Source organism: Pseudomonadota bacterium (genome assembly GCA_026388315.1).
Taxonomy (GTDB): domain Bacteria; phylum Desulfobacterota; class Syntrophorhabdia; order Syntrophorhabdales; family Syntrophorhabdaceae; genus MWEV01.
Genome location: JAPLKA010000110.1, coordinates 103,443 through 127,642 on the forward strand (window position 1 = coordinate 103,443; position 24,200 = coordinate 127,642).

At 46.7% G+C, this 24,200-nt stretch carries 21 protein-coding genes; 7 read left to right on the forward strand and 14 right to left on the reverse strand.

Going from position 1 to position 24,200, the window contains the following annotated elements:
• Positions 1-68: 68 nt before the first annotated feature.
• The 10 genes from hydE to NTX75_15795 form a co-directional block, all read right to left on the reverse strand.
• Positions 69-1,163: a [FeFe] hydrogenase H-cluster radical SAM maturase HydE gene (gene hydE / locus NTX75_15750; protein ID MCX5817666.1), complete on the reverse strand. Its 1,095-nt coding sequence runs from the start codon at positions 1,161-1,163 to the stop codon at positions 69-71.
• 117 nt (positions 1,164-1,280) lie between these two features.
• Positions 1,281-2,909, reverse strand: coding sequence for a phospholipase D family protein (locus tag NTX75_15755; protein ID MCX5817667.1), 1,629 nt, complete (start codon positions 2,907-2,909; stop codon positions 1,281-1,283).
• 118 nt (positions 2,910-3,027) lie between these two features.
• Positions 3,028-6,309: a CusA/CzcA family heavy metal efflux RND transporter gene (locus NTX75_15760; GenBank protein ID MCX5817668.1), complete on the reverse strand. Its 3,282-nt coding sequence runs from the start codon at positions 6,307-6,309 to the stop codon at positions 3,028-3,030.
• A gap of 183 nt (positions 6,310-6,492) precedes the next feature.
• Positions 6,493-7,713 carry an efflux RND transporter periplasmic adaptor subunit gene (locus NTX75_15765; protein MCX5817669.1) on the reverse strand — a complete coding sequence of 407 codons (1,221 nt, stop codon included), beginning with the start codon at positions 7,711-7,713 and terminating at the stop codon, positions 6,493-6,495.
• Positions 7,710-9,149: a TolC family protein gene (locus NTX75_15770; GenBank protein ID MCX5817670.1), complete on the reverse strand. Its 1,440-nt coding sequence runs from the start codon at positions 9,147-9,149 to the stop codon at positions 7,710-7,712. The genes NTX75_15765 and NTX75_15770 overlap by 4 nt, the downstream gene beginning before the upstream one ends.
• Positions 9,109-9,495: a FixH family protein gene (locus tag NTX75_15775; protein MCX5817671.1), complete on the reverse strand. Its 387-nt coding sequence runs from the start codon at positions 9,493-9,495 to the stop codon at positions 9,109-9,111. The genes NTX75_15770 and NTX75_15775 overlap by 41 nt, the downstream gene beginning before the upstream one ends.
• Before the next feature lie 25 nt (positions 9,496-9,520).
• Complete coding sequence (locus NTX75_15780) at positions 9,521-10,690, reverse strand: HD-GYP domain-containing protein (protein MCX5817672.1); 1,170 nt, start codon at positions 10,688-10,690, stop codon at positions 9,521-9,523.
• Between the two features lie 29 nt (positions 10,691-10,719).
• Positions 10,720-11,385 carry an ABC transporter ATP-binding protein gene (locus NTX75_15785; protein ID MCX5817673.1) on the reverse strand — a complete coding sequence of 222 codons (666 nt, stop codon included), beginning with the start codon at positions 11,383-11,385 and terminating at the stop codon, positions 10,720-10,722.
• A 24-nt stretch (positions 11,386-11,409) separates the two neighbouring features.
• Complete coding sequence (locus tag NTX75_15790; protein ID MCX5817674.1) at positions 11,410-12,567, reverse strand: ABC transporter permease; 1,158 nt, start codon at positions 12,565-12,567, stop codon at positions 11,410-11,412.
• Positions 12,564-13,142, reverse strand: coding sequence for a DUF2318 domain-containing protein (locus tag NTX75_15795; protein ID MCX5817675.1), 579 nt, complete (start codon positions 13,140-13,142; stop codon positions 12,564-12,566). The genes NTX75_15790 and NTX75_15795 overlap by 4 nt, the downstream gene beginning before the upstream one ends.
• Before the next feature lie 632 nt (positions 13,143-13,774).
• Here NTX75_15795 and NTX75_15800 point away from each other — a divergent pair.
• The 3 genes from NTX75_15800 (at position 13,775) to NTX75_15810 (ending at position 16,080) form a co-directional block, all read left to right on the forward strand.
• Positions 13,775-14,221 (forward strand): RrF2 family transcriptional regulator, encoded by a 447-nt coding sequence (locus NTX75_15800; GenBank protein MCX5817676.1) that lies wholly within the window; start codon positions 13,775-13,777, stop codon positions 14,219-14,221.
• 219 nt (positions 14,222-14,440) lie between these two features.
• Positions 14,441-15,334, forward strand: a complete 894-nt coding sequence (locus tag NTX75_15805; protein ID MCX5817677.1) for a ThiF family adenylyltransferase — start codon at positions 14,441-14,443, stop codon at positions 15,332-15,334.
• A gap of 296 nt (positions 15,335-15,630) precedes the next feature.
• Entirely contained in the window at positions 15,631-16,080 is a 450-nt protein-coding gene (locus NTX75_15810; GenBank protein ID MCX5817678.1) for a hypothetical protein, read from the forward strand.
• A gap of 234 nt (positions 16,081-16,314) precedes the next feature.
• Here the strand turns inward: NTX75_15810 and polA are convergent, their stop codons facing one another.
• The gene (polA, locus tag NTX75_15815) at positions 16,315-18,912 is read right to left on the reverse strand and encodes a DNA polymerase I (protein MCX5817679.1); all 2,598 of its coding nucleotides are present in this window, start codon (positions 18,910-18,912) and stop codon (positions 16,315-16,317) included.
• 14 nt (positions 18,913-18,926) lie between these two features.
• On the reverse strand, positions 18,927-19,370 hold the full coding sequence (locus NTX75_15820; GenBank protein ID MCX5817680.1) for an Lrp/AsnC family transcriptional regulator: 444 nt from the start codon (positions 19,368-19,370) through the stop codon (positions 18,927-18,929).
• A gap of 168 nt (positions 19,371-19,538) precedes the next feature.
• Between NTX75_15820 and NTX75_15825 the strand changes: the two genes are divergently transcribed.
• Both NTX75_15825 and NTX75_15830 read left to right on the forward strand, forming a co-directional pair.
• Positions 19,539-19,976 carry a tetratricopeptide repeat protein gene (locus NTX75_15825; protein ID MCX5817681.1) on the forward strand — a complete coding sequence of 146 codons (438 nt, stop codon included), beginning with the start codon at positions 19,539-19,541 and terminating at the stop codon, positions 19,974-19,976.
• Positions 19,970-20,854: a DMT family transporter gene (locus NTX75_15830; GenBank protein ID MCX5817682.1), complete on the forward strand. Its 885-nt coding sequence runs from the start codon at positions 19,970-19,972 to the stop codon at positions 20,852-20,854. The genes NTX75_15825 and NTX75_15830 overlap by 7 nt, the downstream gene beginning before the upstream one ends.
• A 578-nt stretch (positions 20,855-21,432) precedes the next feature.
• Here NTX75_15830 and NTX75_15835 read toward each other — a convergent pair.
• Positions 21,433-21,819 (reverse strand): hypothetical protein, encoded by a 387-nt coding sequence (locus NTX75_15835; protein MCX5817683.1) that lies wholly within the window; start codon positions 21,817-21,819, stop codon positions 21,433-21,435.
• Positions 21,820-21,951: 132 nt separating this feature from the next.
• Here NTX75_15835 and NTX75_15840 point away from each other — a divergent pair, with 132 nt between their 5' ends.
• The gene (locus NTX75_15840) at positions 21,952-22,161 is read left to right on the forward strand and encodes a hypothetical protein (protein MCX5817684.1); all 210 of its coding nucleotides are present in this window, start codon (positions 21,952-21,954) and stop codon (positions 22,159-22,161) included.
• Positions 22,161-22,499, forward strand: coding sequence for a type II toxin-antitoxin system PemK/MazF family toxin (locus NTX75_15845; protein MCX5817685.1), 339 nt, complete (start codon positions 22,161-22,163; stop codon positions 22,497-22,499). The genes NTX75_15840 and NTX75_15845 overlap by 1 nt, the downstream gene beginning before the upstream one ends.
• A gap of 258 nt (positions 22,500-22,757) precedes the next feature.
• Here the strand turns inward: NTX75_15845 and NTX75_15850 are convergent, their stop codons facing one another.
• The gene (locus NTX75_15850; GenBank protein MCX5817686.1) at positions 22,758-23,693 is read right to left on the reverse strand and encodes a ParB/RepB/Spo0J family partition protein; all 936 of its coding nucleotides are present in this window, start codon (positions 23,691-23,693) and stop codon (positions 22,758-22,760) included.
• Positions 23,694-24,200 lie beyond the last annotated feature (507 nt).

Consider the following 24,200-nt stretch of genomic DNA (forward strand, 5'->3'; position numbering starts at 1 on the left):
TTATCCTCCATCGGAATGCATCATGAAACAGGGTAAATTCCAGCAATTCAATCTCCTGGTAAAACATTTTATGCATGTAAGGTTTTCCTCAATGAGGTCGTTTTATTCGCTGACAACTTCATTGAATGACCCGGCCCTTTCCCCACATCCCTCCCAAGGGATTCGATCCTCATAAGCACGCAACCGGCACAGTGATCGGCGCCCTCATCAATACAGGGCTTACCGGGGTAGAGAAGATAGTCCTTTCTGTGCTTGACCGGCGTATCGTTCGGCATGAATACATTTGCGCCCCTTTGAAGGGCAAGATTTCTTCCCTCACCGGGGAAGACAGCATCATAGGCCGTTGTTGCAGGTATGTGGGCATCAGGATTGAAAATACGGAGAACGGCCAGGGCCTTGAAAAATATCTCCCCATCCCCTTCATATGCATTCTTTTCTTTTCCGAGAGGCGTATCCGGATGAGGTATGAAAGGGCCGATCCCTATCATGTCGAGGTCAAGTTCCCGGCAGAGGAGGATATTCCTTGCCAGGATGCCATGCGTTTCACCCGGGAGCCCTATCATGAAACCGCTTCCGGTCTGTACGCCCAGTTCTTTTAGTGCATAAAGGCACGCCAGTCTTTCTTCGAGCGTGCAATCGGGATGGAGCCTGCGGAATAATTCGGGGTCACTTGTTTCAAATCTGAGCAGATACCGGTCCATGCCGCAGTCCTTCCAGTAACGATAGGTTTCATAAGGTCTGTTCCCCACAGAAACTGTAACAGCCAGAGGGGTTTCCTCCTTGATCCTCAATATGATATTCCCGATTTCCCTGTCATTTATTCCTGGTGTTTCTCCTGATTGAAGGACAACGGTAGTCTGCTGTCTGAAGATCATGGCGCGGGCAGTGGTGAGTATCTCTTCGGAGGTCATGGTATAACGGTTCACTGCATGATTCGACGCCCTGATCCCGCAGTAAAGACAATCGTTAGCACAGTTGTTCGAAAATTCGATAATGCCCCGGATATATATTTCATTACCCATAAGAATTTGCCTTATCCGGTCAGCCTCTTTGTAGAGTTTTTCCAGTTCCTCTCCTTTACAACCAAAAAGGGTCATAATTCTCTCAAAGGAATAATCCAACTCTGCGAAACCATATTGTTTATCTAATCTTTTTCTTTCCATGAGCACAGTATACACTAAAACCCTATAAATATGATAGGATTAGTTTAGTATTGTTCCGTCCTGATAAATTCATGGATAGCTGTCGCTGACCTGCGGAGGTCCCAAGCTTGTTCTGTTTCAGAGCATTTCCTCGGGTGCGAACCAGGAAAGAATATTCAAACCTATCCTTTGCCACCAGCGTGTCATGGGCTCATTATAATAACGTACCTCTTTACCATCCTCCTCCGTAATCCAGGTAAGCTTTCCATCCTGCGGGCGCGAAAAGTCTTCCCCCGGCAGTTTCGCCTCGAAGGTGACCCGGTATGCATTTTCCGGAGAAGTGGCTGTCTCAAAAAGACGTGCCACTTGCCTGGCTATCTCCGGACTCCTCACCACGATACCGTTCTGCGTATCAAACCATGCCGAGCGAGGATCAAGATTGAAGGAACTCACGAAGAGTACGTTACGATCAAGAACAAGAGTTTTTGCATGCAGGGCTCCCTGCGAGGAACTGCCAATGTCTCGTCGGTACTCTGCGAGACTCTCACCGGAGGTTGGCTTCATTTCATACAGGTCAACGCCAAGCCGGAGCAATGCCTTGCGGTATCTTGCGTATCCTGCGTGGACTACCTTAGCATCATTGGAGGCCAGGGAATTAGTCAGGATTTTCACCTTGGCTCCTCTTTCACGCAGACCCTCAAACAACTGCATCCCGGCCTTACCCGGCACAAAATAGGGCGATATCAAAAGCGCTTCGGTCTGAGTCTCATCAATGAGACTGTTAATATGGGGCGCCATGTAGAACGTAGGTTCATTCTCCCGCGAAGAAGCGACCTTTCCAGGCCGGTCCCAATGATATTCGCCCTCCGTCCAGACTACGGGCAGGTTGCCATATTTGAAATGCTCCAAATGTTGGTTTTCCCGGAGTTGCTCTGCATACACCGTATCCTTCATTTTCTCCTTATGGGTTTGCAGCACTGCCCGACACTCCTCAAGGTTTTCAACGCTTGGAGGCGACCGCACAAAGGCATCTATGGGAATGGCAAATTCACTGTTCCAATACTCGTCAAAAGCAGACGATATCTTCTCCGTAATAGGCCCCAGGGTCAAAATGTCGAGATCGGAGAAGTTCACGTCCGTCCGCGCGCCGAAATACTCATCGCCAATATTACGACCTCCGACTATAGCTGCCGTGTTGTCGGCGATAAAGACCTTATTGTGCATCCTTCGCTTCAGCCTCTTGGGTCCATAGCCGTACTGAAGCATCCTTGAAAGTATTAATGAACGGTGGCCTGAAAAAGGGTTAAAAGTGCGAACCTGTATGTTGGGATGGGCCGCTATCATCGCGAAGCTGAAGTCCTTGCCCGTGATGTTCCAATCGTCAACAAGGAGACGTATCCTGACCCCCCGGTCAGCCGCCGCAACCATACGCTCAAGGAGAAGCCTGCCCGTTACATCATCATAAAAAATATAGTATTGCAGATCGAGGCTGTGATCGGATCTATCAATCAGATACGCACGGGCCAGAAAAGAATCTATGCCTGAAGAAAGGAGACAGAAGCCTGACTCTCGTGGATGCTGTTCCATCTGAGCCCCGAATTCTCTTCCCAGGCGTGTCTCATTTGATGACGGAATGGCTGAAGAGCGGGTTCGCTGGTAGCTGTCGAGGGAAAGACTTGCACACCCACTGAAAGACATGCATATCAGAACGAATAATAACGGAAGAGTATGCCATATCGCTCTACGCTGCTTCATTCTGTTTTCCATGCATACCGTCCCTCCACAATTGACTCCCACAATAGATAGAGCCTTCATACACGTACTGCCAAATAGTCAATTCAGGCCATAGCCGATTACAATCGCGACAAAATTGTTGATTTCCGGATTACTTGTTTAACTCTGTCTTTTTGAATTCTCTCCCCTTCCAGATCATATAGATGGTAGGGTAGATGACCAGTTCCAGTATCATTGAAGTGATTACACCGCCAACCATGGGGGCTGCGATCCGCTTCATCACATCGGCCCCAGTTCCGTGACTGAACATGATAGGTATGAGACCGGCAAGGATGACGCTCACCGTCATGATCTTGGGGCGGATTCTCTTGACGGCGCCGTGCATAATGGCGTCTTTGAGATCGCTTAAACTCTTCAACCTCCCTTCCTTTTTCCACTGATCGTGGGCAAGCTCAAGATAGAGGAGCATGACGACCCCGGTCTCCGCATCAAGTCCCGCAAGGGCGATCAAGCCAACCCATACGGCTATGCTCATGTTGTAGCCGAGGAGGTAGAGAAGCCAGAATGAACCTACAAGGGAGAAGGGAACAGCGAGGAGGACGATAATAGTCTTCATCACCGACTTTGTATTAAAGTATATAAGAATGAAGATGATGAGGGCGGTAAGGGGTATAACGAGCTTCAGCCTCTCGTGTGTTTTTACGAGGTACTCATACTCGCCGCTCCACTCGAGGCGGTAGCCCTCAGGTATTTTTAAGGTAGCAACGCTCTTTTTCGCCTCGTCTACATATCCTCCTACATCCCTGCCTGAAAAATCAATATAGACATAGGATGTAAGGAGGCCTTCTTCGCTCTTTATTGCCGTTGGGCCTTTTGTGATCTTTATATCTGCAAGTTCACCGAGGGGGATCTGGACAGATTGCGGTTTTAGAGATGCGAATTGGATTCCTGACCCCTGGCCCCTGACCCCTGACCCCATCGTTTCATTTGCTTGGCTGCTCCCCATCCCGCTTGTTGGCACGAGAACCCTTTTCAATTTATCCACATTATCCCGCAATTCCCTTGCGTAGCGGATATTCACAGGATAACGCTGCCTCCCTTCCACGGTAGTCGTTACATTCATTCCGCCGATGGCGGCCTGTATCACATCCTGGACATCTTCCACGGCCAGACCGTACCGGGCAATCTCGTCACGTTTTATTTCAAAATCCAAAAAGTAGCCTGTTGTTACCCGCTCCGCATAGGCGCTCCGCGTACCCGGGATGTTTTTTACATGGTGTTCTATTTCAAGGCCGATCCGTTCGATCTCGTTAATATCGGGGCCAAGCACCTTAATCCCAACCGGGGTCCTGATCCCCGTAGAAAGCATATCCATACGGGCCTTAATGGGCATGGTAAAGGAATTGGCAACACCGGGAATGGTGAGGGCGTCGTTCATATCATTTTTCAGTTTTTCAACGGTCATGCCTTTTCGCCATTCCGATTCAGGCTTCAGGTTGATAATGGTTTCGAACATCTCAAGAGGCGCAGGGTCGGTGGCAGTCTCTGCTCGCCCCGCCTTCCCGAAGACCTGCGAGACTTCAGGCATCTTCTTCAATATTTTGTCCTGAAGCTGCAGAAGATCTGTTACGACGGAAATGGATGGCGCAGGCGCCGTGACAGGCATGAAGAAGAGTGTGCCTTCATAGAGAGGCGGCATGAATTCTGAGCCGAGTTTCATGAATGGATAGGCAGTCATAAGGAGGATAATAAGGGCAGATATAAGCACAGTTTTCTTGAACCGGAGGGCGAACTCTGCGACCGGTGTATAGAGTTTGTGGAGGATGATGCTGACGGGATTTTTTTCTTCAGGCCGTATCTTCCCCCGGATAAAGAGTGTCATGAGGACCGGCGTCAGTGTCACCGCAAGGAAGGCAGAAAAGAGCATGGCAAAGGTCTTGGTATAGGCAAGTGGTCTGAAAAGTCTTCCTGCCTGTGCCTGAAGGGTAAATACGGGAAGAAATCCCACGGTAATAACAAGAAGTGCAAAGAAGAGCGATGGCCCCACCTCTTTGCATGCTTCGATAATAACATCAACCCGGCTACGGTGGTGTTCGGCGTCTTCTGACCCCTGACCCCCGATAGACTCATTCGAGGGCAGGCCCCTGACCGCTGACCGCTGACTTTCCCATTCTTCCAGCTTCTTGTGGGCATTTTCCACCATAATAATGGAAGCATCAACCATGGCGCCGATGGCAATGGCAATACCGCTCAAGCTCATGATGTTCGAAGTGACCCCAAGGTAGTACATAGATATGAAAGACATAATGATTGCCATAGGTAATGTGAGTATGACGACAAGGGCGCTCGGCAGATGGAAGAGAAACACAATGCAGACCACGCTCACCGCAATGGAGAGCTTAACTATTTCTTCTTTGAGGGTGGCAATGGAGCGGTGTATCAGGTCAGATCGGTCGTAAGTCACGACAATCTTTACCCCTTCAGGAAGGCCCGGCTCAATAGTCTTTTTAAGCTTTTCCTTTACCCTTTCAATGACATTGAGGACATTTTCGCCGAACCTTATTACGACAATACCTCCCGCCACTTCTCCCCTGCCGTCAAGCTCTGCAATGCCCCTTCTTATCTCAGGGCCGAGCTGCACCCGGGCTATATCTTTCAGGTAGATCGGTGTTCCGGCGGTATTTGCGCCAACAGAAATCTGTTCAATATCCTTTACGCCTTTTATGTACCCCTTTCCCCGCAGCATGTATTCAAAGCCTGAAAGTTCCAGAACCCTTCCCTCAACATCGAGGTTGCTCCTTCTCACGGCCTCCATGACCTTTGTTATGGGGATATTGTACGCGGAGAGCCTGCTTGGGTCTACGGTGACCTGGTACTGACGTACATAGCCGCCGATACTGGCAACCTGGGAAACTCCGGGAACGCTCTCGATGGCGAGCTTCAGGTTCCAGTCCTGAATGGAACGCAATTGGGCAAGGTCATGCTTCCCCGTCTCATCGACAACGGCATAGGAGAATCCCCAGCCGACGCTCGTTGCGTCAGGGCCGAGGACAGGATTGACATCGGCGGGGAGTTTGTTTTTTACTGCCTGGAGGTACTCCAGGACCCTGCTTCGCGCCCAGTAGATATCGGTACCCTCCTGAAAAATGATGTAGATGAAAGAGCTGCCGAGAAAAGAAAAACCGCGTACCGCCTGCACCTTAGGCGCCGCAAGAAGCGTGGAAGAAATGGGGTAGGTAATCTGGTCTTCCACGAGGTCGGGGCTTCTCCCGGTCCATTCGGTATATATAATAACCTGCGTATCGCTGAGATCGGGTATGGCATCGAGGGGAGTATTCTTTAATGCCCAGTACCCCCAGGCTGCCAGGGCGAACACCATCAGGAAGACGATGAATTTATTCCGTGCACTGTATTCTATAATTTTTGCTATCATATTAAAATCAGTGAATAGTCGATAGTGAATAGTGAATAACAAAAGCAATTTCTGTTAAATATCCACATAATGCACTCCACTGCCTCCTTTCAATTTAAAATCAGTAAACAGTATTAATGAAGAGTGATTTTGGCTTTTCTTGCTCCAACTATTCACTATTCACTAACAACTATTCACTATATTTCAATGTTTATGCCCTCCTGCGGGCGGCGTGCTCCCCGGTTTTGTCTTTGATTCGGCGCCGAGGGGTACAATGCCCTTCAGCTTTGCCTCGGAATCGATAAGGAAGTTGGCCGACGTTGCGATCTTTTCTCCAGCCTTCAGACCTCCTGTAATTTCCACCAGCCCCTCTGCCCGCAGTCCGGTTCTCACCTCTCTCGGCTCAAAATAGCCGTTTCCCTTATCCACATATACCACTTGCCGTATTCCTGTATCTATGACAGCGTCATCCGGTATGGCAAGCTTCTTTCCAAGTCCAATCTTTATTTCCACATTGGTGTACATCTGGGGCTTGAGCTGTCCACCAGGATTCGGAATTGAGAATCTTACCTTTGCAGTTCTTGTTTCACCCGATAGCGCCGGGTACACATAGTCGATCTTCGATGAAAAAACCTTGCCGGGGAAGTAGCTCAAGGTAATGTTGGCTATCTGCCCGACCTTAATAAGGGGCAATTCATACTCGTAAATATCCGAGATAACCCAGACATTAGAGAGATCGGCAATGTCAAAAAGTTTTTCTCCAGGCATGGTGCGCATCCCCTGTACCGCCGTTTTTTGCATAATATACCCGCTAACAGGGCTGTAGATGGTTAAAGTACGGATCGGCTTTCCTGTTGCTGCGATATTTTCAATCTGATCGTCTGTTATATCCCATAATTTCAGCCGTTGCCGCGCTGCCTGGAGGATGGCACCCGCGTCTTTTGAGAGCATCAATCCCATATCATCACTCTTTCTGGATTTGCTCCAGTTGAGAAGATTCAGAAATTCCTGCTGGGTTGCGTAGAGCTCAGGACTGTATATCTCTGCCAGCGGATCGCCCTTCTTTACGTATCTGCCAACATAGTCGGCATGGAGCTTCTCAATATAACCTTCATACTTGGTGTTTATTGTTGTGAATTTTCGCTCGTCATATTCGATGCGACCCACAGTCCTGATAATCTTCTCAAGGGGTCTTGCAGAGACCTGGGCGGTTTTTACGCCGATAAGCTGCTGTTTCTCGAGGGGGATCTCAACGGTTGGGGTTTCCTGTTTTGCAGCCTCTTCGCTCTTTGCTATGGGTTTTTCCTTCACCTTGGTTGGAGCTGGTTTAGCGTGCTGAGAATAATCTGCCTGGGTCAGCGCCAGTACAGGGTAAAGCAGCAATACTAACACAACAACTGCAATTGGTATACCTTTTCCTTTCATTTTATGCCCCCTTCCGGCCCCTGACCCCTGACCTCTAATCCCTGGTTCCCGGCCCCTGATCCCTGACTCGCGCCCCCCGTTATCGCTTCAAGCCGTGCGATCGCCTTCTCTCTCTCCACAAACTGCCCCCAGTAAAGGGTCTCATAGTCAAGGACGGTTTTTAGTCTCGTAATTACAGTAATTGCTTCTGTTTTGCCATTTACATACCCGGCAAGGGAAAGTTCAAAGTCCTGATAGATCTTCGGGATTAAGCCATCCTTATACAGCTTCATGAGATTATCTGACGTATTGACCATTGAGTAGTTCTCTCGTATGCTCGAAGAGAGCATATAATGAGTTGCCCTGAGGTCTCTCTTTGCTTCAACGAGTGAAGAATTGGCCTCATTTACAGCCTGACTCTGTTTTGTCTTATTATAGATCGGGAGATTGACAGTTGCGGTAAGGCTCCACATATCCAGGAAACCCTGGGTTCTCGGGAAGTAACCTGCGCCGATGGTTACGTCAGGATAATATTCCTTATGGGCCATTTTTACCTTTGCTTCTGCCCCCTGTATCATCTTTTCCTTCGATTTTATCTCAGGTGAATTATCTTTTACCAGTTGCAGGAGGTCTTCGATTCTGTATGCATAAGGAGGAGAATGAGGCGATTCGACAGGGCGGCCAAGGGGTGCATTCACCTCTTTCCCGATGGCGGCGTTGATCATGCCTTCCAGGGCCTGCATCTTCTGCTTCAGCATCTCTTCTTTCTCAAGGGACATATACTTTTCCGTCTGCGCCATTACCACCTCCTGCTGAGAACCCATGCCCGATGAATAGCGAGCAAGCGCTGCACTTTCTACCCTTGAGAAAAGCTTGTTTCTCTCTTCCAGGATGTCAATGTTTTTATAGGCAAGGAAGAGGTCATAATAGAGTTCCTTGATTTTAGCGACAACCTTTAATCGGGCAGCATGGTACGTGGAGGTAATGCCCTCCGCCTCCTTTGTTGCCATCTCGCCCTTCAGGGCGCGCTTTCCGGGGAAGAGAAACATCTGGGATATACCGAACATCCCCTGGGCATTCGGTTCTTCTCCGATAGTGAATTTTTGGAACCCTTCATTCTGATACCCGAACATGAACATCGGATCGGGAAGGCTCTTCGCCTGAGGTATCCGGTATCCCGCAGCCTGTGCCCTTGCTTCAATCATTTGTATCTCGGGGTTATTCTTAAGTCCCTCGCTGATCAGGTCGTTCAGGCTCAGATTGCCGGAAGTATCGGCAAAGAGGGGGGAGCAGAGAGCGAAGAGGGAGAAGAAAACAGTGAATAGTGAATGGTGAATAGTGAATAGTGAAAAGCAACCGCCACCCCCCGGTCCCCGACCGCTGACCCCTGCTTCCTGACCCCTGACCCCTGTATTCCTACTTCGCATCGATGGTAAATTTCGCTGAAATTGTTTCATGATGTGTTATCCTCACTTCGACATTCCATGAACCTGCCATGGAGAAATTTATCTTAGCCTTATAGGAGTTGCCCTTCACCTGAGTATCGGCCTTGTAGTTTATTGCAGGCATACCGGGCATTGCAGGCATAGAGTAATTGACAACCACTTTTGCACCGGTAACGTATTTGGCGGCAGCATCTTTTATTGTTATCTCCATGTTATTGTTTCCTACAGCAGGAGAGTTCCTGTCAATTTTGACAATGACATCGTATCCACCCGCCTTTTTCTGTACCTCGTAATCCTTTGCCGATACGATGGTCGCCACCATTAATACCATAAAAAGAATAATTGCCAGTTTTTTCATTATTACCTCCTCTGTTTTTATACTATTAAGTAATAGCAAGTTTTTCTTGCTTTGCAAGTACCTTATTGATGAGCCCGCTCTTTAAACACCTCATGAATGCATCCGCCACATCTTCCTTCCATTGTTTACCTTTATTGGCTTCAATCTCCGCCGACACTGCATCCATATCCATTTCCATCCTGTAAGGCCTCGTGCTTATCATCGCATCGTAGGAATCTGCCACTGCAAGTATCTGTGCGTACAAAGGAATTTCAAGACCTGCCTTTCCTTCGGGATACCCTTTTCCGTCATACCGTTCATGATGGTATAGTACCCACGGTATAATTTCCTTGAGGGATTCGAGTTCCCCTAAAATCTTCGCTGTAGCAACCGGGTGTTTTTTCATCTCCTTCCATTCGTCATCGGTAAGCCTTCCTGTTTTTCTCAGAATGGCGTCAGGGACGGCAATCTTTCCTATGTCATGCATCAAGCCGGCCATATAGAGGTGTTCGAGCATATTTTTGTCAATGTTCATTTCTTTTCCCAGCACCACCACATAATCGGCAACCCGCGAAGAGTGCCCCTTTGTATATGGATCGCGGGCGTCAAGGGCGGAAACGAGAACCTTCATTGCCGAGAGCCTCTCCTGTTCGCGCTCCCTCAACCTATGCATCTGAACTTCACGGTAAGATACAATGCACCCCATTAACAACAAAACTATTGCAATAGCCCTTATGCTCAGCGCAGATCTTCCTATACCGGTTTTTGCGTCATACAGCTCGGTATCATGTATTTTCACATGTTCAGTGGCCTGTTTATTGAGTTGCCTTATATGAGACTGAACCTCTTTTTTCGATATCCCCTCCTTTGAAATCTTTGAAAGAAAATTTTCTGCTGTGAGAATCATTCCTTCTATGTGTTTCCGATAATCGGGATCCCAGTTCATTGATACGCTTTTGAGGTTTTTTGTCGATTCCTCAAGCATCATGAGCGAGCTCCTATCAGGATACCCTTTGCTGTCGATGTCCATATCCACATGTTTTACGGCCTCTTCAAAGGACTTTACGGAATGGATCGTCGGTGCATAAAAATCAGTTACTCTTTTGCTGAAGACCGTAACCTGATAAACGAGGATCATTATCAGTCCTGCAACAGCGATAGATAGACCAAAAGTAATTACAAATACGGACGATTTCATTACTTTGACAATATTCATCCAGTCTGCGCTCCTGTGGTTGCTCATTGTTATGTGAGTACCCCGTCCGACACCAGAAGCACCCTGTGTGCATATGCCGCATAGTCCATATTGTGTGTCACCATGATAATCGTCATAACGTCGTCGTTCAGAGTTTTAAGGAGCCCCATAATCTCCCTCCCGGTTTTTGAGTCGAGATTGCCTGTAGGTTCATCGGCGAGTAGTATTGGCGGGCGGTTGACAATGGCGCGGGCAATGGCAACCCGTTCCTGCTCTCCACCGGAAACCTGACTCGGAAGGCGTTCCGCCTTTTCCAAAAGGTTAACCTGTTTCAGGGCTTCAAGAGCCATGGCACGCTTCTTAGCTTTTTTTTCTTTTACGGTGGCCAGGGGGAGCATCACGTTCTCTGCGAGAGTCAGATAGGGGATGAGGTGAAAATTCTGGAAGACAAAGCCTATAGATTTCTGCCTGAAGTCGGCTCTTTCGTCCTGTCCGAGAGCATATACATCAACACTGTCTACCATGAGTTTTCCTGAAGTGGGGGTATTCAAGGCGCCCACTATGGAGAGTATGGTCGATTTTCCTGAACCCGATTCACCCATAACTGCCACAAATTCACCTGCGTCGATAGCAAAACTTGCTTCCCTTACAGCAGTCACCATCGCCTCTCCTTTCCCATACTGTTTTACTATTTGATCTGCTTGTATCAGCTTCATTATTTATCCTCCTGATAGTCTATTCTAAAGCGCCCGAAGCGCCTCATTAGGGTCAAGACGAGCCGCCATGAGCGCCGGATAAGTGCTTGACGTAAGTCCAACAAAAATTGCCAGCATAAATGCCCCTACAGCGAGGACAGGGCTAAACGGGACTACAGCGCCATGACCTTCAGTGAAAAACGGAATCAGCATCTTTGTTGCGAAAAAACCGGCAAAATACCCGAGGATACCTGCCGCCCCGGAGATGATGGCAGCCTCAAGGAGAATGATCCGTATGATATGGCTCCTCCGGAAACCCATGGCCCGGAATATGCCGATTTCGACTGTACGCTCCCTTACGCTCCCCATCATTGTTACGAGTACCATGAGGCTCCCCACAAGCAAGACCAGGGCTGAAACCCCATAGGAAAATTTCTCGAACTGATTGAGTGTTTCCATGCGGCCCTTCACTACCTGTTGAATGGCCATGACATTAGCGCCCGGGAGAACGTCGGAAATCTGCTGTACCATTTCGGGGATAGGGCAGCCCGTGCAGAGGGCAGCAACTTCGGCCATGGAGATACGTCCTTTTTTGCCAAGGAGCTCCTGGGCCATGGGTAAAGGCGTGAAGATGAGGCCGTCATCCTGTGATCCCGTTGTTTCAATCACACCTGTTACCTGAATTGTCTTGTTGCTCATCTTGAATGTGTCACCCGTTGTAAGCCCTGATACACGGGCTGCCTCTGCGCCTAAAACCGCTCCATCTTCGTCAGGTGTTTTGCCTTTAACGTTCCACCATGGTCTCAGCATCTGAAAGGCCTGAAAATCGACACCTGCCATAAGTATACGCTGACCGTTGATTGTAACGGGGCCAAGGATCATCGGTCCGACGGCGGCAACGTTCCCGGCGTTTTTTATATTTTTGATATTATCCAGTTCTTCTTCCCTGATCTCCTGCATCTCAAAGGAGACCCCACCGAGCGAGAGCCCCCCATAGGTGAGCGAGAGGTTTTCAGTCTTGGGAACAATGAGGATATTGGCTCCATACATCTCCAGCTTGTGGTTGATATTCTGTTTCATTGCCTCCACAAGGCTGAGCAGAACAACTACCGTGCAAACCCCGGTAAAGATCCCTGCCAGGACAAAAAGGGCTTTAGTTTTCCTCCGTCTCAGGTTGCTCACAGCGATATCTTTGAGTGTCATCCTCTACCCCCTTTTACAGGGAAAAACTGTTTCCCCCTGAGGATATCTTCCGGCTGTATCACAACATTATTGTTTTCAATCTTCCGGACAAGTGGCGCCGGGTTGCATCCGCCTGTCACTTCATTTACTTTCGTCGAGAGAAAACGTCTTCCGCAGTTTCGGCAGACCATGAAGTCGTCTTTCTGATAATATCCACGTCCTGATTGAAAACAGACATCACAGGCATCAAAAGCGGCCCGGATAACCCCATCAGAGCTTTTTATAATAAAATACCTGATTGTATAGCCGTCATTTGTTTTGTGTTGAAAATACCGGGCTTTGCCGTCAGAGAAAGAGCTTACAGGGTGGGTAATTTCGCTTGCCCATGCAACCGGCGTAATACTTATGCCCGCCTGGCCGCTATCATTGTTATCCTTGGATCCTGTTTTTATCTGGAACAGAAAAACGACTGCAGCGAACAACGCGATGCAAGTAGTAAGGATGATCCAACGGAATGGACTCTTCTTTTCTTTTCCATCTCCGGGCTTTCTTGTTTTGTCCTGATGGTCTCCACCGCAACAATTCATTTTAAACATTTAAAACCTCCTCTACTGTATAGATTTTACACCATTAATAATGTAATGGAGTTTTTGAGGAGCCGGAATCCTGAAATAATCTGTTCAGGGTCGGCAGGTGGCTTTTGGGTTAACAGATGATGTTGAGGTTGGACAGGTAGATAAGAGTGGTCGGGCCTCTGGCAAGCAGCCAATAGAATACATGGCCCTTTATTTCAGGAGCATTGTGTGTAGTATCTGTATCTTCATAAGGTATTGGCGAATCCGTTGTACTTGTTGTTATATTTCTGAATAAAAACAAGGGATCGCCGGGTACTCCCTGTTTCAACTCACATGTACAGGCCTTGGACTCTGCAGAACAGCAACCCGACTTGCCAGTCATATTTTGGCTTTTGGACGACATCGGGCATGATGTTTCTGCGAACAAAGCAGTAGCAGCCATCGTTTGAGTCATAAATAGGCAGATAATGAAAATCGCACAGCACATGAAGCGGAATAGTTTTGATGAGGTCTTCATATCATAGTACCCATATAGGAATTGTATAGTTTAAATAGTACTTAATTTTTTGTCAATACTTTTTTATAAAAAGATTAACTTGACATTTGCAAGAATAAAAGTATACCTTTCCCTACTAAATTAGTAGGAGATAAAAATGAAGATATCCACAAAAGGCAGGTACGGGTTACGGGCTATGATCGACCTTGCAGAATCCTCGAAAAACGGTGCGCCTGTTTACTTATCGGATATCGCAAAGAGACAGGGCGTTTCGGAAAAATACCTGGAACACATTTTTGCGACCCTCCACAAGGCAGGCCTCGTGAAGGCACAACGGGGCAGAAATGGAGGATATGTCATCAACAGGGACCCGGATGGCATAACTTTGAACGAGATCATCACGGCACTGGAAGGGCCATGCAGCCTCGTTGACTGTGTTGATGATGTCAAAGCCTGCCCGAAGGTCGAAACCTGTGTTACACGGGACATCTGGATGATACTGGGCAATAAGATTGAAGAGGTCCTGAACGGGTACACCCTCTCGTCTCTTGTGCGGATGCAGAGTGAAAAAAGCCGGATAAATACCCCCATGTACTATATCTGAGAGCTCCAGGGCTGGCTCTATCGCCAGGCATTTCAGCCGCCATTCATTAAAAAATGATAAGGAGATAAAGACTGTGTCAGCAGGGAAGAAATTTATTAACATTGAAATCAAGAAGGCATTTTCCCTTAATAAGGGCAAGAAGATAAATATTTTTTCGAGCATTTTTGCGCAGGTGGGAATATTTCATTTGAATGGAAACAGTAAAGGATAAATATGGACATGCATGATATAACAGCGCAGATAACTGTTGAAGAGGCAAAATGGCTTATAGATACCAACGACAAGACGCTTTTGGTGGATGTTCGCGAAGACAGGGAAATGGCCGTTGGATATATCAGGGATACCCGTTTTATCCTCGTCCACCTTCTCGGTGATGAGATCGAAAGGTTGTCTGTAGAAAAAGACTCTCCTGTAATCATTTATTGCAGTTCGGGTGGCAATTCTGCCCTCGCCGCTTTAATATTGAGGGATATTGGGTACAAGAATGCCTATTCTCTTGAAGGTGGTTTCAATGCCTGGATGGAGGCCGGATATGAAGTTGTTTCTCAAGGCCACTTGACCACTGATCAGCTTAGGCGCTACAGCAGGCATCTTCTCCTTAATGAGATCGGAGAAGAGGGTCAAGCAAGACTGCTCTTGTCTAAGGTCCTCATTGTAGGGGCGGGCGGGCTTGGGTCACCTGCGGGGCTATATCTTGCAGCCTGCGGGGTGGGCACGCTGGGCATTGCTGATTTTGACAGGGTGGCTACGTCTAACCTGAACCGTCAGATATTTCACGGCACTCCGGATGTCAGGCGGTACAAGATAGATTCCGCCAAGGATGCAATAGAGAGGATTAACCCGGATGTCAGGGTTAATCTATACCGAGAACGTGTAACAGCCAGCAACGTAATGGGTATTATTGATGAATTTGATATTGTCATCGATGCCGCCGATAACGTAGAGACAAAGTTTCTCCTCAACGATGCCTGCTTTTTTGCTGGGAAACCGTACATCTACGGTGGAGCAGTACAGTTTGACGGACAGATGGGGGTATTTCATCCGAAGAAAGAAGGCCCCTGCCTGCGGTGTATGTTTCCTAAGCCTCCGCCGCAAGAACAGGTGCCAACTTGAAGTCAGGCAGGTGTCCTGGGGGTCGTCCCGGGGTTGATTGGTGTTTTGCAGGCTACAGAAACGCTGAAACTCCTTATTGGAATCGGCAGATCCCCTGTGGGGAGATATTTTATCTATAATGCATTTAAAGGGCAGTCCCATCAAATTGCGGTGGACAAGAATCCTGACTGCCCCCTGTGTAGTGAAAGACCAAGTATAGTAAGGTTGTGTGAATAAACATAGCATGGTCGATTTCTGCAATTCCTGAATTACAGGCTCTGAACACTGAGCTTTATTCTTTTTAAGGAGGATTTGAAGTGGCAAATATTTCGTGCAGTTTACACCAGTGTCCGTTTACCCGCAAGGCATGCACAGATTGTTCTGTTTACCGGGGAAGACATCATTTTATCGCCTCTTTTAGACAGGGCGACGGGCATAACAACGGACAAAAAGAACAACTGGCTGCGTATTTCCAGGCAGTGGAGAAACAACTGAACCCATGGGACGATAGTGAAAGTATTACAAAAGATGCGCCTACTATCAGGCTGGAGGTAGTTGATGCAGAAAGCAGTAAGGCCAGATATTGCGTGACCGATGAGGCTAAAACCTGGGATTGGGGTGATCCTGGAACGATGAGGATTATCGGCGACCGACAAGTGACAAGCTTTAAACACCTTATTGATATCCTTCGATACAAGGAGTCACAGGGAGATCAGGAAGTCAAGTTGTACGAATTTCCTCGTTTCATGTTCCTTGCCGGTGGGTAAAAAAATACAGACTTTTGCATAGGGTTGATTGTGTGTGGACTCTTGATTTTCCTGCAAAAGGAGGATTTTTATTTAGGATTAATTGAGGGTAAATGCATTATTTGGGTTACCTTACATGTTCAAATAGCCAAAGAAGGAGGGATAAGTTTTTAGAAGATTGATGAAACAAAAACGTCCCTCAAAGAACTTGGTTTGGACGAAAAAGTGATAGCTGAATAGAGTGGGTGAGGGGTTCTAATCGTGGGATTCAGCCCAGCTTTTCCCCATCCCCAGAGAAACCTTCAGAGGCACAGACAGCATGATCACATTTTCCATCTCGGTTTTCACGATGTCTTTAGCGATTTCTGCCTCTTCATCTTTTACCTCGAGAACCAGCTCATCGTGAATTTGCATGATCAGCCTTGATGAAAGGCCTTTTTCCTTCATCTTTCTGTGGATATTTACCATGGCCATCTTGATAATATCCGCTGCAGTACCCTGAATAGGGGCGTTCATTGCCGCCCTTTCACCCAGTTGCCGGATTGTGTTGTCATGATTGTTGATCTCCGGTATATGCCTGATCCTGCCGAAAATTGTTTTCACGTATCCTGTTGAGCGGGCGATCTCCAGGACGCTTTCCATGTAGGCTTTAACGCCTTTATGCTTTATGAAATACGTGTCAATGTAATATTGAGCCTCTCTAAAAGAAACGCCGAGCTCCTTTGCAAGGCCATAACCGCTCATGCCGTATATGATGCCGAAATTTATTACCTTTGCGGTCCTCCGCATGTCCTGAGTTACATTGTTCGCGTCTACTCCGAATACCTCCCGGGCAACTATTGTGTGAATATCTTCGCCCTTCATGAAAGAATCCACCAGAAGGGCATCCCCTGAGATGTGCGCAAGGACGCGGAGCTCTATCTGTGAATAGTCTGAGGAGAGCAGAAGAAAGCCATCCGCAGGGACAAACGCCTCCCGTATCTTTTTTCCTTCTTCGCCACGAATGGGGATGTTCTGGAGATTAGGGTCGCTGCTGCTCAATCTCCCCGTGGCCACAACCATCTGGTTGAAGGATGCATGGATTCGCCCTGTATGGGGGTTGATGAGGTTTGGGAGCACATCGATATAGGTGCTTTTTAACTTGGTGAGCGTCCTGTAGGCAAGGATTTGCTGTGGAAGAGGATGGAATGCAGAGAGTGTTTCAAGCACTTCTGTATCTGTTGAGAAACCGGTCTTGGTTTTCTTGACTGTGGGGAGCTGCAATTTGTCGAAGAGGATATGTGACAATTGCTGAGGAGAATTAATGTTAAAGAGTTCTCCCGCCAAAGAATGGATTTCCTTTATAATGGTATTGAGCCTCTTATCGAAGTCCCTTGAGAGGCCCATGAGGGCATGCCTGTCAACCTTTACACCGGTGTATTCGATATTTGCAAGGACCTCTATGAGGGGCATTTCGATATTGAAAAAGAGGTCTGTGAGTCCGAGTTTCTTCATTTTTTCAATCAGGAAATCCTTCAATTCAAAGAGCGAGGATGTGCTTTCAATGAGCTTATCCTTTAAATCAGAAGACGTTATCCCGACATCAAGAAATTCTTCCAATATTGCATTGATACTGTAATCCTTTCGCAGGGGATTGATAAGATAGGTGGCGAGCATGGTGTCGAAGAACTGTGAGGAGTCGAGGGGTTGAACCCCTGAACCCTGCTGTTTTAAAAGAAGGATTAAAAGCGGTTTGAGGTTGTGGGTGATGAGTTCGCCGGTATGAGTCATAACATGAAAAAGATCGTTTTCGCTCTGAGAGAAGAACACGCCATTGCCGTCGAAGGCTGCAAAACCCTCTAATTGCATCTCATAGGTGTTCTTCCCGAGAAACCTGGCAAATACTGCCACTTTTTCCATATTCAGACCGGAAAGTTCTACTTCGGGCCATCCTTTTATATTGGTTCTTGCGGTCTTTATTTCTCTGTAAAGGGCTGTAAATTCAAGGTCCATGAATATCTTACGGAGGGCCTCTGTATCGGGCTCTTTCTGCCTCAGGTTATCGATATGGATGTCTATCGGTACATCGAGTCTGATTGTGGCAAGTTCCCTACTCATAAGAACGAGGTCTTTGCCTTCTATAAGCTTATTTTTTACTGATGCCTTTTTAATCTCATCGATATGATTGTAAATCTCATCAATTGCCCCGAAGTTTACGACAAGCTCTCTGGCGGTTTTGTCACCGATACCCGGGGCGCCCGGGATATTATCAGACGTATCACCGCATAAGGCTAAATAATCCGTTATAAGTGTTGGTTTTACGCCGAACTTTTCGGCTACTTCTTTTTCGCCTATTAGGAGGTTCTTCATTTTATCAAAGACGAAGACCCTGTTAGAGACGAGCTGGGTCATATCTTTGTCGCTTGTAACGATATATATGGTTGTATCTTCTTTTTTTAATTTTTCTGTTATAGTGCCAATAATGTCATCCGCCTCAAAGCCTTCTTTCTCAAGGATCGGAAGCCCCATCGCCTGAAGGACCATCTTTACATAAGGAATCTGGGCAGACAGGTTATCCGGCATTGGTTGCCTTTGGGCCTTATACTCCTTGCAAATCTCCTCCCGGAACGATGGTGCCTTTGAGTCAAAAACAATTATCAGGATATCGGGCTTTTCCTCGTTCAGGAGTTTTTTGATCATACTAAGGAATGCATACGTAGCGTTCGTTGGAATACCCCTGGAGTTTGAGAGGTAGGGTGTTGCATAGAAAGCCCTGTATAGGTAAGAATGACCATCTACCAGAAAAACTCGTTCCGGAGCATGGAGCATGGAGCGTGGAGCATTGAGTTGAGAATCTTTTAATTCATCATTCATAGTGTATAATCCTTTTACAACGGGAAATACGTTTTAATTTTAAAGACCTTCTTTTCAGGAAACCTGTAAATTATTAATGAATATTTTTCTTCAAGCCCGGCAAGATACCCCTGAATGTCTTCCATGCTTCTCGCTGTTATGGTGAACCAGAGGTTCAATTCGCCGTCCCTCTCGTAATTGTGGGTAACGCCGTTGTGCCTGTTCAGTTCATTAACAAAGGTCAGCATAATATCTTCGTCTACCTTTACGCCACAGAGAGTGCTGACATATCTGAGTTTTTTCCGTTCAAGGATCGGCCCTATCCGGCGGATATACCCATCGTTTTTCAACCGCCTTACCCTTTCAAGGACCTCTTTTTCCTCAAGCTGAAGCGCCTTTCCAATCTCTGCGAAAGGTCTCCTGGCAAGAGGAAACTCTTCCTGAATGGTGTTTAGTATCTTTTTGTCTATTTCGTCCACGATAACCACATTATTATATCAGTAAAAAGTAAAAGGGGAAAGGTGAAAAAAGGAAGGCTGAAGGTAAGGAAGGCTGAAGACTGAAAGTAAAAGTGGAAGGAAAATAGACATAAAACTGCCGTTTAGTGCTATAATGCGACTATATCAAAAGAACTAAGGAGGAAGTAATTGAAAACACAAAGATGGTATGGGATAAAGAAAATGTTTTATGCTTTGTCTGTTTTTGCAATAATATTTGCATTTGTTTCCTGTAGTCAGAACGTTGCTTACCTCGATAAATTTGGGGATGTGGATGTCTCAATGGGTAATTATGATGAGGCCATCAAAGACTATACAAAGGCGATCAATTACAAACCGACTGACCCTGACGGGTATATCGGCAGGGCTTACGTGTATCAAAAGATGGGCAATCATGAACGTGCAATAGAAGATTATTCAAAGGCCATCGCGCTTGTGCCTTATGACTCAAATCTTTATTTAGCAAGGGGCTCTGCTTATGAACTACTGGGCAACAACGATCAGTCTATCAGAGACTACCAAAGGGCTGCAGCCCTTGGTAACGATAAAGCGCGGAGTTCCCTTATATCAAAAGGTATTGGATGGTAAAAAACCATATTGACCTGCGGGGCTTTGGCATAATATTACTGCTAACGCTTCTCTGGGGTTTTAATTATCCTGCCATAAAAGTGTCAAATGTGGGATTTTCCCCGATATTTAATGCACTACTAAGATCGGTTGTCGCATCCGTTCTCGGGGTTGCCTATTGTATAAGCATAAAACAACCCCTCTTTCACAGGGATATTCGCTTTTTCCACGGTATTGTTGTAGGAATGCTCTTTGGTATAGAATTTGTCTGTATATACCTCGGGTTGCTCTATACCAATGCCTCCCGTGCCGCAATACTTGTCAATTTTTCACCCTTTGTTGTTGCAGTAGGTGCATATCTGTTCCTGAAAGAAAAACTGGGTATCACAAAAATATCGGGTTTGATTCTTGCTTTTTTTGGAGCTTACCTTGTTTTTGAGGGAAAACCTTCAACATGGAACATGTCCATGCTCACAGGCGATATTCTTGAGATCGTGGCCGCTTTCCTCTGGGGTGCTACTACAATATATATCAAGAAGTACCTTGCAGAAACGGTCCATCCCATTAATACCTTCCTCTATCAGCTTGTATTTTCAATCCCCATTATATTTGTTTGTGCCTTGGTTATGGAGCCAAAATGGATACTTGATGTCAATGGTTCTGCCATTGCTGCACTTGCATACTCTTCCATTATTGTGGCCTTTGCCTCATACCTCGCATGGTTTAAGCTTATACACACCTATCCGGTATCCCAGCTTGCCGTCTTTACCTTCCTGACCCCTGTATTCGGTGTCGCCTTCGGAGCCATATTTTTGGGTGAACAGCTTACTAAAGGATTAATTTTTGGACTTGTCTTTGTAAGCGCAGGGATATATCTGACAAATTATAAAAAGGTCTGATACCAAGTCGCCTTCATTCACTCATCTTTGTTATCTCCTCCTCGCACTCCTCGACGTACGTCTGTGTACGCCTGCGTCGGTTCGTCGTCGCTGCCTCGATGCGCTTTTGAATGCAACTTGGTATGACATAGTAATCAGTTATTAGACTGGAAAATGTCTCTTCCGTTCGCCAGCTCAGCATAATCACAGTGGCGGATAATCCCTCAGAAGAAAGTTTTAAAAGTGAAATCGTGCGAAGCAGCGTCCGTATTAACTTTCCTGAGATTTTAACAATTGCAGCAACTGTTGCTGCAATTTCCTTGTATAGGTCCTCTGGCCTCCCTTTTGTCTGTCATCGAGAGGACTTTAGATCGTGGCAATCTCAAAGAATGGGATTCCCGGCGTCAGTGTTGACTTTCCGACGATATTAAGAATCTCCGAAAATGTTTCGGAGAGTTCCGGTTCCTCAAAAAAAAAGTTTTAAAAGTGAAAGCGTGCAAAACAGCGTAGGTATTAACTTTCCGAAGATTTTGACGATGACGGAAACAGTTTCCGTCATCGTCTCCGGCAGATCCTCAATGTAATAAAAAGTGAATATTTCAAATTGCTATAGGGACGGCACGGGGACGTTCCTTAAAAAGTAAGAAACTGCTTGACGTTCCTCCTGGAAAAACAAAAGGGGTCTTGCAATGACACATTCGGATTGCCAATTTCGGATTCAGCTCTCCGCCCCTCCCCATCTTCCCATCCTCGTAACTTCGCAACTTCGACTTTTCAGCCTTCTTAACCTTCAGCCCTCGGCCTGCCTCTTTCACCTTTAACCATTTGCCATTTTCTTGTCGCCTCTCACCTGCCTTTTTCCTGGTAAAGGATATGATTTCGACAGCCTTATGATCGCCCTGGTGAGCTGTACCAGAAGGCCAGAAGGCCTCCAGAGGAAACTGCTTGCACAGTGCAAGCAGTTTCCTAAACCGTCGTAAAGTCAATATCCACAGCGTTTAGCATGCTATTGCTTTTAAAACTTTCTGAAGGGATTCGGATGGCAATTTGAATTACTTCCTATATTTGGACATATTATGATATAATGAAATCCCCAACAGAGGAAAGGAGGTCGAAAGATGCAGGCACAGGTCAAGTATAAGGAAGAGATTATTCAAGAATTGCAGAACATGCCTGACGAACAGATGCTTAATCTTCTCAGTCTTATTCGCATTTTCAAAAAAAGCATTATTATGCAGAGGGATTCCGACTTCTATCTCAAAAAAGAATTTGATGGGTGGGATGCATTAAGCGATGAGGCGCTAAATAATTTTGAGGCTGCCATCTAATGGACTTCGGTGATATATATCTTGTTGAAATTCCTGGCTCCGGCGGACACGAACAACAGGGTTTCAGACCCGCAATAATTGTCCAGACTTCTGAAAATATTGATAAAATTCCCACCGTTTTAATTATCCCATTCACGACACAAATCAAGGCTGCTAATTTTCCGTTTACATTTGTTATTGATCCCGATTCGACCAACAACCTGTCCTCAAAATCTGTGGCTTTAGTGTTTCAATTACGGGCAATTGATAAAAAGAGATTAAAGAACAAGCTTGGCAAGCTTAGCGCGAATGATTTTCAAATCTTGAAGCAGTGCTTACATGGAATCTTGAAATTATAAATACCCTATACGGAGCGGAAGAAGACGTTGGTGTAATCGTTACATTGTGCTTTACATCTCCCCATTTCATTGTCCTTCCTTCGGCAGGATTAAACCATACGGATTGCGGATGTTGTTCACCATTCACAACCAAAAAAATGATAACAACGATATAAAGACCGATGCCATGGCCAAGAACTGCAACAGCGCCTTAGCAGGGCAGGCCTGCGATAGAATTATCGCTGTAATCTTTTCTCTCCATCGCTGTAACCATGTTTCTTACACCTGTGGTGGCTTTTTCTTCTCCGGCGCAGGTTCAGGGGCTATCGGTATCCGCAGTTCCACTAAAGCACAGAAAACATGCAGTTCATCAAGAAGCGTCACAAGATCAGGTCTCGTGTATTTTGCGATACCTATTTCAATGCGTGACTCTACTGATCGTAAGCTGGCAATCTGCTTCTTCATGGGTATGAGCTTTGTAACACCTGGGACCGGTTTGGCCTTTTTATGTGCTGTAAGCAATTTCTCAAGTGCGAGATAGGTGACAGGCGTCTTCATAATATCCTGGAATATCTTCGCACGATCCGGGCAATCGAGGTTTGCTGCAAAGAGATACCCTTGCGAAACGGGGAGATTTCCCTGCCGGATTGCTGCCTGAATCTCAGGATCAAGTTTCAAGAGTGATAACGTGCGAGAGAGCGTCCGTATTGACTTTCCGACTATTTCAGAAGTTTCAGACAATGTGTCTGAAACTTCCTTTAATAGGTAGTCAGGAGATCGATCGTAGTTCACCAGATCGCTCATAAGGCTATCTACATCATATCCCTTATCAGGATGTTTTGCCTGAATATACGCCAATATCCCCTTGGCCTGATCCATGGGGTTTAAGTCTTCTCTCTGGAGGTTCTCTGTCAGTTGGAAGGCAAGTATCTCATCCTTCTGGGTTACTGCATCCACAACCCGCACAGGGATGGATGGAAGTCCCAGCTTCTGCGCAGCCAGATAACGGCGTTCTCCACAGAGGAGCAGATATTTGCCGTCTTTTCGCGTCACAAGGACAGGCTCTAAGACTCCCCGGTCTTTAATAGACTCCATAAGGGCTTTGAAGGACTCACTCTCCGTATCGATCCCTGAGCGAATCTGTTCTTCCACAATAATGTCTTCCAGAGGCAGGTACATAAATTCCTGACTTTCAACTGTTTTCTTTGTTGCCATTTTTTTACCCCCTTGTTTTTTTAAACACATGATATTCCTCTGAAAGAAAAAATACAAATATAAAGTTGATGTTACCGCCGTTCCTGCCTGCGCATAACCCCCCAGTCTTGTTTTAACAGTATGATGCCGGAAGAACTTTGCAGCTCATTCTTCGCCGGAAACCGTTGTTGCTCACCGTGTTCGCAATTAAACCGTTACCCGAGTCGCGCCTTCAAGCTTCTTTGGGGCCACCCGTTGCAATTGTTGATAGTAGTTTTTATTGCCAACAGGACGTAGCCGTTTCCGTGAGCGAGCCTTGCGGGAGCCTCTCGGGACACCCGTCTTACAAGCGGGAGAAGACTTTAGCACGGGTGAGAGGCGGAGCACCGTGCGAGCGATGGGAACGGTGGAGTCCTGCCGATAAGCGAATTTTGCAAGAGTAAGGAAGCGTGACCCACTCACCGGGTGAGTGCCCCGGCGGAGAGGGTAAAGGTTCAACGGCGAAGCCGCAACAGTGTTCCTGCCACA